This is a genomic window from Actinophytocola sp. (assembly GCF_036378875.1).
GTDB lineage: Bacteria > Actinomycetota > Actinomycetes > Mycobacteriales > Pseudonocardiaceae > Actinophytocola.
Genome location: NZ_DASUVO010000069.1, coordinates 41,033 through 53,097 on the forward strand (window position 1 = coordinate 41,033; position 12,065 = coordinate 53,097).

Sequence of the window (12,065 nt, forward strand, 5' to 3'; positions counted from 1 at the left end):
GGCGCCGCTGTGCTCGATGATTCGCTCCGCAAGCTCCGCTCATGAGACCTCCCACTGCAGGTCGTCGACGGCGTCGAGGACGCGTTCGGCATCGGGCAGGTGGTGGTGTTCGAGCTTCGGCGGCGGGTACGGGATGTCGAACCCGGTGACGCGCCGGACCGGGGCCTCGAGGTGGTGGAAGCACTGCTCGGCGATCCGGGCCGCGATCTCCGAGGCGACCGAGGCGAAGCCAGGCGCCTCGGCGACCACGACCGCGCGGCCGGTGCGCCGGACCTCCGCCATCACGGTGTCGTCGTCGAACGGCACGATCGAGCGCAGGTCCACGACCCCGAGGTCGCGGCCCTCCGTGGCGGCCAGCTCGGCGGCGGCGAGCGCGACGGCCACCGCCGGGCCGTAGGCGACCAGCGTGGCGTCCGCACCTCGCCTGCGAACCGTGGCACGGCCGATCGGCGGCACCGACAGCGCGGTGTCGACCTCCTCGGCGGTGAAGTAGTGCTTCTTGGGTTCGAGGAAGATCACCGGGTCCTGGCTCTCGATCGCGGCACGCAGCAGCCCGTATGCGTCCTGGTTCGTCGCCGGCACCAGCACGGTCAGGCCCGACGTGTGTGCGTAGTAGGCCTCGGACGAGTCGCTGTGGTGCTCGACGCCGCCGACCCCGCCCGCGTACGGCACCCGTACCACCACCGGCAGCCGCACCCTGCCACGCGTGCGGTTCGCCATCTTCGCGAGATGGCTGACGATCTGCTCGAACGCCGGGTAGGCGAACGCGTCGAACTGCATCTCGACCACCGGTCGGAACCCGTTCATGGCCATGCCGATCGCCATGCCGACGATGCCGGACTCGGCCAGCGGCGTGTCGTAGCAACGCTGGTCGCCGAACTCGGCGGTGAGCCCGTCGGTCACCCGGAACACCCCACCGAGCGGGCCGACGTCCTCGCCGAACACCACCACCGACTCGTCGGAGCCCAGCGCGTCCCGCAGCGCGGCGTTGATCGCCTGCGCCATCGTCAGCTTCACCGGGCTGGAGCTCGATCGGCTCGCTCCGCTCGCCGGCGAGTGGGCCTGTACCCGGTGTCCTCCCTCCTGCGCTGCACGACCCGGCTCCTTGGTCGCGGGGCCTGCGCTGCTCGTCAGTCCAGACACCGGCGGCCCACTCGCGGCCAGTTCGGCACGCAACAACGCCGCCTGCGCGGCCAGCTGCGGCGTGGGAGTGGCGTAGACGTGCGTGAACAGCTCGCCCGGGTCGGGTCGGCGCTCCTCGCCGAAGGCGGCCCGGATCCGGGCGGCGACGGCCTCGGCCTCCTCGGTCAGCGCGGTCTCACGGGCGTCGTCGAGCGCGCCCTGTGCCCGGAGGTGTGCGGACAGGCGACGCAGCGGGTCCCGTTCCACCCACTCGGCCACCTCGTCGTCCTGGCGGTAACGCGTCGCGTCGTCGGCGTTGGTGTGCGCCTCCAGCCGGTAGGTGTCGGCCTCCACGAGCGTCGGGCCGCCACCCGACCTGGCACGGTCGACCGCGGCGGCCAGGACCGCCGTCAGCGCGGCGGTGTCGTTGCCGTCGACCAACACCGCCGGCACGCCGTAGCCGATTCCCTTGTGCGCCAACGACGGCGCCACGGACTGGCTCGCGAGCGGCACCGAGATCGCGTACTTGTTGTTCTGCACCAGGAACACGACCGGCGCGGTGAACACCGCCGCGAAGTTCAGTGCCTCGTGGAAGTCGCCCTCGCTGGTCGCGCCGTCCCCGCACAACGCCATCACCACGGTGTCCTCACCCCGCAGGCGCGCGGCGTGCGCCACCCCGACGGCGTGCGGGAGCTGTGTGGCCAGCGGCGTCGCCTGTGGGGCCACGCGGTGGTGGCGCGGGTCGTAGCCGCAGTGCCAGTCCCCGCGCAGCAGCGTGAGCGTCTCGACCGGGTCCACCCCACGCGCCACGATCGCGACGGTGTCCCGGTAGGTCGGGAACAGCCAGTCACCGGGCCGCAACGCCGCGGCGGCGGTCACCTGGCAGGCCTCCTGCCCACGCGACGACGGGTACACCGCGAGCCGGCCCTGCCGCACCAGCGCACTCGCCTGCTCGTTCAGTCGCTTGCCGAGCACCAGGTCCCGGTACCGGTCGACCAGCACCGCCGATGACGGCATGACGTACCGGTCGTCGGCGAGCACGGCGCCGTCGGCGTCGAGCAGACGTACCAACCCCAGTTCATCCATTCGTACCCTCCGCCCGAGACAGAACGCTTCCGATCCTGCGGCCAGCGGCTACGTTCTGACCAGAACGGGGCGCATACTCAAGACAGAGTGCCGACCCACGAACGCCATGGAGCCATATGTCCAGCAGCACACCCAGCCAGACCGCCGGTGCTGGACAGATTGCCCCGGCGCTCGACGACATCGACCAGGCGATCCTGCGCGAGCTGACCCGCGACGGCCGGCTCGCCGTCCGCGTGCTCGCCGAACGGCTCAACATCTCCCGCGCCAGCGCCTACGTGCGCCTGGAACGGCTGCGGGAGTCGGGTGTGCTCGTCGGGTTCACCGCCGTGGTCGACCCCACGCGCGCCGGACTGTCCACTTCGGCCTATGTGACGCTCACCGTGCGGCAGAACTCGTGGCACGACCTCATCGAGCACCTCCGCCGCATCCCGGAGATCAAGCACATGGCCCTCGTCGGCGGCGAGTTCGACGTGATCCTCCTCGTCCGCGCGGTCGACAACCAGCACCTGCGCCGCCTCGTGCTCGACCAGCTGCCGAACATCCCCGGCGTACTCGGCACCCGCACGTTCCTGGTCTTCGAGGACATCACCAACCGGTGACCGGCCACGAGTAGCGCACCACCGGCCCGGGTGTCAGGCTGGACTGTCGCATTAGGAGGTGCGTCGTCATGACGTCGACCGTGCGCCTTGGTGAACAGGCTCGGGTGGCCGCGCTGGACGAGGCGGTGTCCCTTGACGAACTGCGGCTGGCGGCACGCAACCACGGGATGCCGCTCGAAGCGCTGCGTGACGACCTCACCCCGCCGGGTCTGCACTACCTGCTGGTGCACTACGACATCCCGTTCGTCGACCCGGCGTCCTGGCGCCTGACGATCGGCGGGCACGTCTACTCGCCGATCGAGCTGGACCTGGCGGCGCTGACGGCGCGGCCGCGGGTCGAGACGGTCGTGACGCTGGAGTGCGCGGGCAACGGTCGCGCGCGGCTGCTCCCCCGGCCGGTCAGCCAGCCGTGGCTGGACGAGGCGGTCGGCACGGCACGGTGGGCCGGCACCCCGCTCGCGCCGCTGCTGCGGGAGTCCGGCCTGCTGGACGGTGCGGTGGACGTCGTGTTCACGGGCCACGACCACGGCACCGAGCGCGGGGTCGAGCAGGACTACCAGCGTGCGCTCCCCATCGAGGAGGCACTCGGCAGCGACGTGCTGCTGGCGTACGAGATGAACGGGGCGCCACTGCCACCCCAGCACGGCGCGCCTGTGCGGCTGGTCGTGCCGGGCTGGTACGGGATGACCCACGTCAAGTGGCTGCGGGACATCACGGTGCTGGCGTCGCGGTTCACCGGATACCAGAACGCCGTGGCCTACCGGCTGCGCGCCGACGCCGACGACCCCGGGGAGCCGGTGACCCGGATCCTGCCGAGGGCGCTGATGATGCCGCCCGGCTTCCCGGACTTCATGACCAGAAGGCGGATCGTCGACGCCGGGTCGCTCGTGCTGCGTGGTCGGGCGTGGTCCGGTCGGGCTCCGGTGGTCCGGGTCGAGCTGTCGACCGACGGCGGGCAGTCCTGGACCGATGCCGCCCTCGGCGAGTCACTCGGCCGCCACGCGTGGCGTTCCTGGTCCGCCCGGTGGGACGCCATACGCGGCGAGTACGAGCTGTGCGTGCGGGCCACCGACGAGGTCGGCGCCCAACCGGTCGATCCACTGTGGAACCTGCAGGGCATGGCCAACAACATGGTGCAGCGCATGGCCGTCACCGTCCGCTGACGCTCACTCTCCCTGCAGGCGGGCCCAGACCTCACGGTCGCGTGCCGCGGTCCAGATCCGCGGCCAGTCGACGCCGTCCAACTCGTCCCACAGGCGTTGCACGTCGAACGGCAGGCAGTGCTCGAAGATCGGCCAGCGGCCGTACCTCGGCGCCAGCGCCTCGTGGGTGGCCTCGAACGCCTCCTTCAGGGTGCCGCCCCGGGCGTGCACCGCGCCGACCTTGTCCAGCATCACCCGCAGGAAGTCACGGGTCTGCTCGATCGCCGCGGCCACCGCCTCGTGGCCGCGCGGCACCGCGCCACGCCCGCCGACGAGCACCTCGGCCCCGAGCGCCTTCACCCGGTCCAAAGTGGAGGTCGACCAGTCCGTGTGGAAGCCGTCGCCGGTGTACAGCGCGGCCTGCGCCTCCACCAGGTCGCCCGCGAACAACACCCGTTCTCCCGGCAGCCAGGCCACGATGTCGCCTGCGGTGTGACCGCGCCCGCAGTACCGAAGCTCCAACTCGCCTCGGTCGCCGCCGAGGTCGATGGTCAGCCGGTCGGAGAACGTGACGGTCGGCCAGGTCAGCCCCGGGATCGACTCGGGTTGCTTGAACAGCCGGGGCATCCGGCCGAACTCGCTGTCCCAGTCCTCCTTGCCCCGTTCGGCGATCAGCTTCCTGGTGTTCTCGTGCGCGATGATCACGTCGGCGCCGAACGCGGACGCACCGAGCACCCGCACCGCGTGGTAGTGGCTCAACACCAGGTACCGCACGGGTTTGTCGGTGTGCTCACGCAGTCTCGCCAGCCACTCGCGGGCCGCGACCGGCGTGGCCCGCGCCTCGAACGCGACGAGGAAGTCCTCGCCCTCGATCGCGCCGACGTTCGGGTCGCCCTCCGCGGTCAGCGCGTACACACCGTCGGCCAGCACCTCGAACGTCTCTTCCTTCGCGGCGAGGTCCGCCGAGGACGCGAACGGTTTCCCGGTCATGTCAGCACCTCCTCCTGCCATCATGGCCCACCTGAGCAGGGGATCCGCGTTCGGAAATTTTCCGAAACTTCCGGATAGTTCCGACCTTCGGAATCGACCGCAGCAAGACAAGAGCAGGCAATTGGTTCCGTAACATTCACGAAAACCGTTGACAACGTCCCGGAGCCAGCCCAACACTGTAGGTGTCGGCGGTCTCACGGACCGTCGATCCGGGTCACCCCCGCCCGACCTGGTCCCCCGGTCGTCGACCTGCGTGACGGCCGGCCAAACCCACCGCGTCGACCCTGGGTCGTATCACGCTGCCTGGCCCGCGCCAGCCTCAACGAGGAGGAAGCATGGAGATGGACAACGCCCCCGCTCGCTCGGTCAGCCGCAGAGCCTTCATCGGCGGCGGCGCCGGCGCCCTGGCGCTGGTCACGTCCTCGATCGTGGTGCCCGGCACCGCCCAAGCCGAGACGATCAACACGAACCAGACCGGCACCCACAACGGGTATTACTACTCGTTCTGGACGGATTCCCAGGGCACCATCTCCATGGGCCTGAACGGCGGCGGCAACTACAGCACGTCATGGCGCAACACCGGGAACTTCGTCTGCGGCAAGGGATGGTCCACCGGCAGCCGCAGGAACGTGAACTACTCGGGCAGCTTCAGCCCGTCCGGCAACGGCTACCTGTGTCTCTACGGCTGGACGGCGAGCCCGCTCGTGGAGTACTACATCGTCGACAACTGGGGCACGTACCGCCCCACGGGCGAGTTCCGGGGCACGGTCACCAGCAACGGCGGCACGTACGACATCTACCGCACCATGCGGTATAACGCCCCGTCCGTCGAAGGCACCAAGACCTTCCCCCAGTACTGGAGTGTCCGGCAGTCGAAGAAGACCGGCGGCACCATCTCCACGGGCACCCACTTCGACGCGTGGTCCCGCGTCGGCATGGGCCTGGGAGCATTCCGGTACTACATGATCCTCGCGACCGAGGGATACCAGAGCAGCGGAAACTCCAACCTCACCGTGAGCTGACGGAGTGCCCGGGCGGTCTGGCCGGACCGCCCGGGCACTTCGGCAACCTCAGTCCGGCACGACCGCCGCGCCCGGCGCGATCGCCGACACGCCGGTCAGTCCCGCCACTCGCACCGGCACCGTCGACCTGCAGTTGGCCGGCGCGGTGCAGGCGACTCCGTTGCCGAGCTGGCCGGAGTTGTTCGCACCCCAGGCCCAGACCGTGCCGTCACCACGCAACGCGAACCCGTTGGCCCAGCCGTCGGCGACGAGCGCGGTGACGTCGGTCAGGCCGGTCACCTGGACGGGCGCCGCGGAGAAGCACGTGTCGCAGAATACCCCGTTACCGAGTTGGCCCTGATCGTTCGCGCCCCAGGCCAACACCGTGCCATCGCCCCGCAACGCGTACCCGCCCGCGTCGTGGCCGGCGATCTTCGTGACCCCCGTCAACCCGGCCACCTGAACGGGAACCGCGGATTTGCAGGTGGCGCACCCGAAACCCGTGCCGAGCTGCCCCCTGTCGGCCCGGCCCCAGGCCCACACCGTGCCATCGGCGCGCAAGGCGTACGCGTTCTCCGCTCCCGCGGCGATGGCGACCACGTCCGTCAGTCCGGTCACCGCGACCGGCGAGTCCGCGGCCTGCGCCGGGGAACCATTGCCCAGAACCCCGTAACTGTTGCTCCCCCACGACCACGCCGTGCCGTCGCCACGCAACGCGTATGCGGTGAACCCCGCGCTGGCGATCGCGGTGACCCCGGTCAACCCGGGCACAGGCACCGGCACGTTGGACTGGTTCATGCCGTTGCCCCATCCGCCCTCGAACATCGTGCCCCACGACCGCACCGTGCCGTCGTCCAGTAGGGCGAGAGCGTGGTAGTACCCGGCGTCGATCGCGGTGACGCCGGTCAGGCCGGGCACGCTGGCGGGGGCGGGTGACCAGTCGCCGGACCAGCCGCCGCCGAGTTGACCGAAAACGTTGTGTCCCCACGCCGCGACGGTGCCGTCGGTCCGCAGGGCATACCTGGTCGAGGCGCCGGCGACGGCGGTGACCCCGGACAGTCCGGCGACCGGGGCGGCGGTCGCCGAGTACGCGGCATGCGACCCGGTGCCCAACTCCCAGCTCTGGTTGTAGCCCCAGGTCTCGGCACAGTCCACTGTGCACGTCGCCTCGGGCAGGACGAACACACCCGCCAGGTCGGCGACCACGTGCACGCTGCCCATGTTGTTGTACGCACGAACCGGCCGGGCCGGGTCGAACGCCACCGCGGCGAGGACGGCGGCGGTCTCCCCGACGCCCAGGTTCAGGTTCGACGCGTAGTACTGCTGGTAGTCGCCGGACCAGACCTGCACGAGGGTCCATGCCGCGGGCTCGACCCCGGTGACGTTCAGCAGGACCGAGGTGGCGTTGGCTGGCACGTGCGATGCCAGTTGGACGACGACGTTCTCGCCGGCGCCCAGGGGATCGCCCGCGCCGGAGCGGGTGTCCAACACTCGTGTCGGCGACCGCGGCACGAAGGCGGAGCCGAACTCCGGGGTGTAGAAGCCGGTCAGGTTGACGGACAGGTTCGTATCGCCGGCAAGGTTGTAGAAGCTCACCTGGCGGTTCGCGCCGAGGGCGACGGTCACCAGGTTCGACCGGTTGCCACCGGCGTTCAGGTTCACGTTCGACGCGGTCGGGCGCGGGGTGCCCGCCGGCCACGCCGTGACGAAGGTGTCCGCCGTGGTGTCGAAGGCGGACAGGTTGAAGGTCACGGCGGTCGCGGACACGGGCACGCTGCCGGTCAGGTCGAGCACCCGGGTGCCGCCCGGCCCCAGCGGGCCACCCTCGTTCCGGGTGTCGAGCGTGCGTTTGTACGTCTCCGCGGTGTACAGGGAGCCGGCGCTGGTCGCGTAGTAACCGGCCAGGTCGGCGACCACGTGGACGCTGCCGGAGTTGTTGAACAGCTCGACGGACCGCCCGGTGCCGAGCGCCACGGTCACGAGGTTCGACCGGATGTCCCCGGCCACCACGTTGAGGTTGGACGCGACCGGTACGGACTGGCCGCTCGGGAAGACGGTCACGTGCGTCGGTGCCGTCGGCGTCACGGCGGTCACGTTCAACACCACGGCCGTCGTGGTGGACGGCACCCGGGCGGAGAGGGCCAGCGTCGCGGTGCGACCCGGACCGACCGGCCCGGACACGCCGCCGGTGCCGTCCCGGGTGTCGAGCACGCGCACCGGCGAGACCGGCGTGAACAACGAGTCCTGCGCCGCGCGTGGCACGGCGGGTGCCGCCGTCGCCGGCACGACGGTGACCGTCATGGCCGCGGCGGCGAGCATCGGCACAAGAGCAGCGGACATCAAGGAACGCAAGGCAATACCCCCAGTACTGTCGATCCCCGACGCGGAGCGATCATATGACATCGGCACAGTTCGAACGTGTTCCGAACGAGACTCGACGTGTTCCGAACGCGGTCGGCTCGACCACGTGCCTGCCTTCTGGCGGCCAGACAACGTTCCCCTTGCCGCCGCCGATGTGTGGCGCGTTGAACCAGTGGGTGCACGCGAGCCTCGCGGCGGAGAGTCCTGACGCCATGGACGCGTTCCGCCGGCTCGCCGCGCGGGCGGGCGCGGCACTCGCCTGCGGTGCCGTGCCCGACCTGCCGGACGTTGCACCCGATGTGCGGGGCGAGGTGTACCTGCGTGCCGTGACCGCGTTCGTCGCGTCGGCGCGTCCGCGGTGGCGCTCACCTGGCTGATCTGCGCACGTCACAGGGATCGACGCTTCGGCGGGTTAACGGCATCGGTGGGCGGAGCGCACCTCGAAGCTCGCGTTCGGGGGTGGCGCTGCAACGTGTACACCGGCACGGCGCGGAGGTCGCCGCGGAGACCTCCGCGCCGGCGCACACGCTGGGCTGACTCCGGTACGCTCGGCGGGAATGAGGATCGGAATACTTGGTGCGGCCCGCATCGCCCCGGCCGCGGTGGTCAAGCCGGCGCGGGTCGTCGACGGCGTGGAGATCGCCGCCGTCGCGGCGAGGGATCGCGGCCGGGCCTCGGCCTTCGCCGCACGGCACGGTGTGCCGACGGTCCACGACTCCTACGCCGACCTGGTGGCAGATCCGTCGCTGGACGCGGTCTACGTCCCGCTGCCCAACGGCCTGCACGCGCAGTGGACCCTGGCCGCCATCGAGGCCGGCAAGCACGTGCTGTGCGAGAAGCCGTTCACCGCCAACGCGGCGCAGGCACGAGTAGTGGCGGACGCCGCCGCCGAGACCGACCTGGTGGTGATGGAGGCGTTCCACTACCGGTACCACCCGCTGGCCAACCGGATGCACGAGGTCGTCCACAGTGGAGAGTTAGGCCGGGTTCGCCGCGTCGAGACGGCGTTGTGCTTCCCACTGCCCGTTTTCTCCAACATCCGCTACAACTACGACCTCGCCGGCGGCGCGCTGATGGACGCCGGCTGTTATGCCGTGCACTGCCTACGCCTCCTCTCCCCCGCCGAACCCACCGTCACCGCGGCGAAAGCCGTGTCCCTCGGCCGCGACCGACGCATCGACCGAGCGATGACCGCGGACTTCGACCTGGGCGACGGCGCCACCGGCCGCGCGACGGCGTCGATGTGGTCACGCACCCTGCTCCGCATCCAGGCTCGCGTGGTCGGCGACAACGGCACGCTGGCGGTCAACAACTTCGTCGGCCCCCACGTGTGGACACGCTTCACCGTCACGACGGCCGGAACGCGCCGCCGGGAACAGTTCAGCCGCGAGGCCACCTACGTCCACCAACTGCGCGCCTTCGCCGCAGCCACCAAGGGCGAACCGACCAACCTCACCCCACCATCCGACTCGATCGCCACGATGTCCCTGATCGACGACATCTACACAACGGCGGGCCTTCCCCTACGCGGCACCGCGTGAGTGCCTTCGCGATGAAGGACGCCTTCCTCACGCTGCCGGTGAGCAAGGCGTCCTTCATCGCATTTCTCGGGGCGGATCAGCGGGTCCAGTAGTGGAGTTCGCGGAACCTGGCCTCCGCGCGGCCGGGGCCGTGGTGGTACACGCCGTTCTTGAAGTGGCGGGTGGCCGGGCCGCGGTCGTTGACGGTCGTGACGAGTTGGTCGTTGAAGTAGACCTGGATCTTCCCGGTGCCGGCGTTGTGCGCGACCTTCAGGTTGAACCACGTGTTGTAGATCCCGGTCCGCAGCACGGTGCCGTCGTAGTAGCGCAGTGTGCCGCCGTTCTGGTTGACGGCGTTGATCATGAAGTCGGTCGCGGGGGTACCGGACGGGTGTTTCACGCGGAGGATCTGCATCACGGTGGCGCCGTCGGTGCCGGACGGCACGTAGATGTCACCGTCCCACATGTGTTGTCCTGACGTGTATTCCTGCTGCCATCGCATCTCGGTGCGCGGGTCGGTGCCGCTGTCCTGCGTGTGCGACTCGTCGGTGTTGTACACCCACATGGCGTGCGTGCCGGCCGCCTGGTCATACCGGTAGCGCTGGCTGAGGCTGAGGTTCCACGGCTTCTGCATGCTGTAGGTGAAGGACCGCTGCGTCCACCCGTCGGTGGGCGCCGCGACGGCGTGGCTCGGCGCGACGACGGCCAAACCGCCGGCCAGCAGGGTGATCGAGAGGACGTTCGTCAGTCGCCGCCTGAACATGGCGGGCTCCTTTCGCAGGGTGATTCGAGTGTGGTCTAGACCTCCGATGTTTCGCAAGATGCCGCGACAAACCCAGAGTTGAGATTTCCGAGCCGGGCTTAATTCGGTCGGGTGAAAGCAAGGCCCATTGGGGTGACGCGCCTTCATTCTGGACACCGCTCGTCGCGCGGCACGGAAAGCTCTGGTCGCGGGTAGGGGACCCACCAGAAACCGGAGGAACGTCGTGGAGCCACAACTGTCGAACTCCACACGTCTCGCGCAGAACCTGCTGTACAACAGGGGACGCGGCGGCCGAGCCCGACCGGCTCCCGTGGTGGTTCTGCTGGGCCCGAGCGGCGCGGGCAAGACACACGCACTGCGGACGTTGTCCCGTGACTGCGGCGCCGGGGTGGTGCACGCCTTCTTCGACTTCGCCAGGACGCGCACGCCAGAGGCAGAACAGCGGGCACCGGCGACGGTCGAGGTGCTCGCCCAGCTCGCGTTCTGGTTGTCCCGCAAGTGGCGTGCCCGCCGAAGGGTGCGGTTCACGCGGTTCACGCTCGGCATGATCGCGGTGGAGACACCGCTCGACGGGCTCACCCACGAGCAGGCGGAACAGAAATTACGCGACGCGATCCGGATATTCGCCCAGCGGCCGAGAGCCGCGGACATCGGCAACCGAATCGTCGGACCATTGGCCGACGTGATGAGCCAGACCGACCTCGTCCGTGACTCGATCGCGGAGACGATCAGGACGGTTCTGCCGGACCTCGTCGGCGCCGCGACACGCCGGCGGTTGGGCCGAGCCATGCGCTTTCACGCCGAGTTCGACGACGCGGAGGGCGCCAACCCGGTCGACGCGCTCATCAGGCTGAGTGCCTTGGGCACCAAGGAGATGACCGACTGGCTCACCGACGCCTTCCTCGCCGACGTGCAGGCCAGCTACCCGCGCACCGCGAAGCCCGACCTGCACAACCCGTGCACGTGCGTCGCCCCGGAAAGCCCTGACCACCTGCACAACTGGGTGCTGTTGCTCGACAACGTCGACCATCCGGCGGGCGGCACGTTCCTGTCCGACTTCCTGGCCGCCCGCGAACGGCACCTCCGGCGCGAGCCGGACGACCATGATCCGCTGCTGCTCGTCACGACCAGCGGACGGTGGGATCGGGCATGGAGTTCGGACTGGCGGCCTCCGTGGCAGGCGGCGCCGAACCACAACAAGCGAGCCCGAACGGTGCCGGCCTGCCACGACGGCAGCCACCAGCACTGGCTGAACGGGCAGACGTCCCCACGCTCGTGGCTCTACCCGGTGCTGTTGGCACCGCTCACGATCGACGAGACCGCACAGATGCTGCGGGTGACCCGCCACGACCCCGTGTGCCAACTCGCCCACCGCGCGTCGGGGGGCCTGCCGGCGGCCGTGGAGGTGATCGCGCCGCTGGTGCGGGACCCGAAACCGGCGCCGGGCGCGCGGGACGCGCTCAGCGCGTCAGAAGCCGGTC

The 12,065-nt window shown here is 70.1% G+C and carries 9 protein-coding genes and 2 pseudogenes; 6 read left to right on the forward strand and 5 right to left on the reverse strand.

Annotated elements, in window-relative coordinates; translation table 11 throughout:
• Positions 1-39: 39 nt before the first annotated feature.
• Both VF106_RS19685 and pdhA read right to left on the reverse strand, forming a co-directional pair.
• Complete coding sequence (locus VF106_RS19685) at positions 40-1,005, reverse strand: alpha-ketoacid dehydrogenase subunit beta (RefSeq protein WP_330841227.1); 966 nt, start codon at positions 1,003-1,005, stop codon at positions 40-42.
• A 150-nt stretch (positions 1,006-1,155) separates the two neighbouring features.
• Positions 1,156-2,208, reverse strand: a pseudogene (gene pdhA, locus VF106_RS19690) (pyruvate dehydrogenase (acetyl-transferring) E1 component subunit alpha); the annotation flags it as partial.
• A gap of 116 nt (positions 2,209-2,324) precedes the next feature.
• Between pdhA and VF106_RS19695 the strand changes: the two are divergent.
• Both VF106_RS19695 and VF106_RS19700 read left to right on the forward strand, forming a co-directional pair.
• A complete protein-coding gene (locus VF106_RS19695; RefSeq protein ID WP_330841219.1) occupies positions 2,325-2,807 on the forward strand; it encodes an Lrp/AsnC family transcriptional regulator in 483 nt (160 codons plus the stop codon).
• Positions 2,808-2,875: 68 nt separating this feature from the next.
• On the forward strand, positions 2,876-3,970 hold the full coding sequence (locus VF106_RS19700) for a sulfite oxidase (RefSeq protein ID WP_330841220.1): 1,095 nt from the start codon (positions 2,876-2,878) through the stop codon (positions 3,968-3,970).
• Between the two features lie 3 nt (positions 3,971-3,973).
• On the opposite strand, the gene VF106_RS19705 is transcribed toward VF106_RS19700, so the two are convergent.
• Complete coding sequence (locus VF106_RS19705; RefSeq protein ID WP_330841221.1) at positions 3,974-4,939, reverse strand: MBL fold metallo-hydrolase; 966 nt, start codon at positions 4,937-4,939, stop codon at positions 3,974-3,976.
• Positions 4,940-5,274: 335 nt separating this feature from the next.
• Between VF106_RS19705 and xynA the strand changes: the two genes are divergently transcribed.
• Positions 5,275-5,961 (forward strand): endo-1,4-beta-xylanase XynA, encoded by a 687-nt coding sequence (xynA, locus tag VF106_RS19710; protein WP_330841222.1) that lies wholly within the window; start codon positions 5,275-5,277, stop codon positions 5,959-5,961.
• 48 nt (positions 5,962-6,009) lie between these two features.
• On the opposite strand, the gene VF106_RS19715 is transcribed toward xynA, so the two are convergent.
• Positions 6,010-8,280, reverse strand: coding sequence for an RCC1-like domain-containing protein (locus tag VF106_RS19715; RefSeq protein ID WP_330841223.1), 2,271 nt, complete (start codon positions 8,278-8,280; stop codon positions 6,010-6,012).
• 185 nt (positions 8,281-8,465) lie between these two features.
• On the opposite strand from VF106_RS19715, the gene VF106_RS19720 reads away from it, so the two are divergent.
• Positions 8,466-8,678 (forward strand): hypothetical protein, encoded by a 213-nt coding sequence (locus VF106_RS19720; RefSeq protein ID WP_330841224.1) that lies wholly within the window; start codon positions 8,466-8,468, stop codon positions 8,676-8,678.
• 180 nt (positions 8,679-8,858) lie between these two features.
• On the forward strand, positions 8,859-9,842 hold the full coding sequence (locus tag VF106_RS19725; protein WP_330841225.1) for a Gfo/Idh/MocA family protein: 984 nt from the start codon (positions 8,859-8,861) through the stop codon (positions 9,840-9,842).
• Positions 9,843-9,918: 76 nt separating this feature from the next.
• Here VF106_RS19725 and VF106_RS19730 read toward each other — a convergent pair whose 3' ends face one another.
• Positions 9,919-10,584: a hypothetical protein gene (locus VF106_RS19730; RefSeq protein WP_330841226.1), complete on the reverse strand. Its 666-nt coding sequence runs from the start codon at positions 10,582-10,584 to the stop codon at positions 9,919-9,921.
• A gap of 223 nt (positions 10,585-10,807) precedes the next feature.
• Here VF106_RS19730 and VF106_RS19735 point away from each other — a divergent pair.
• A pseudogene (locus VF106_RS19735) lies at positions 10,808-12,065 on the forward strand (hypothetical protein); the annotation flags it as partial.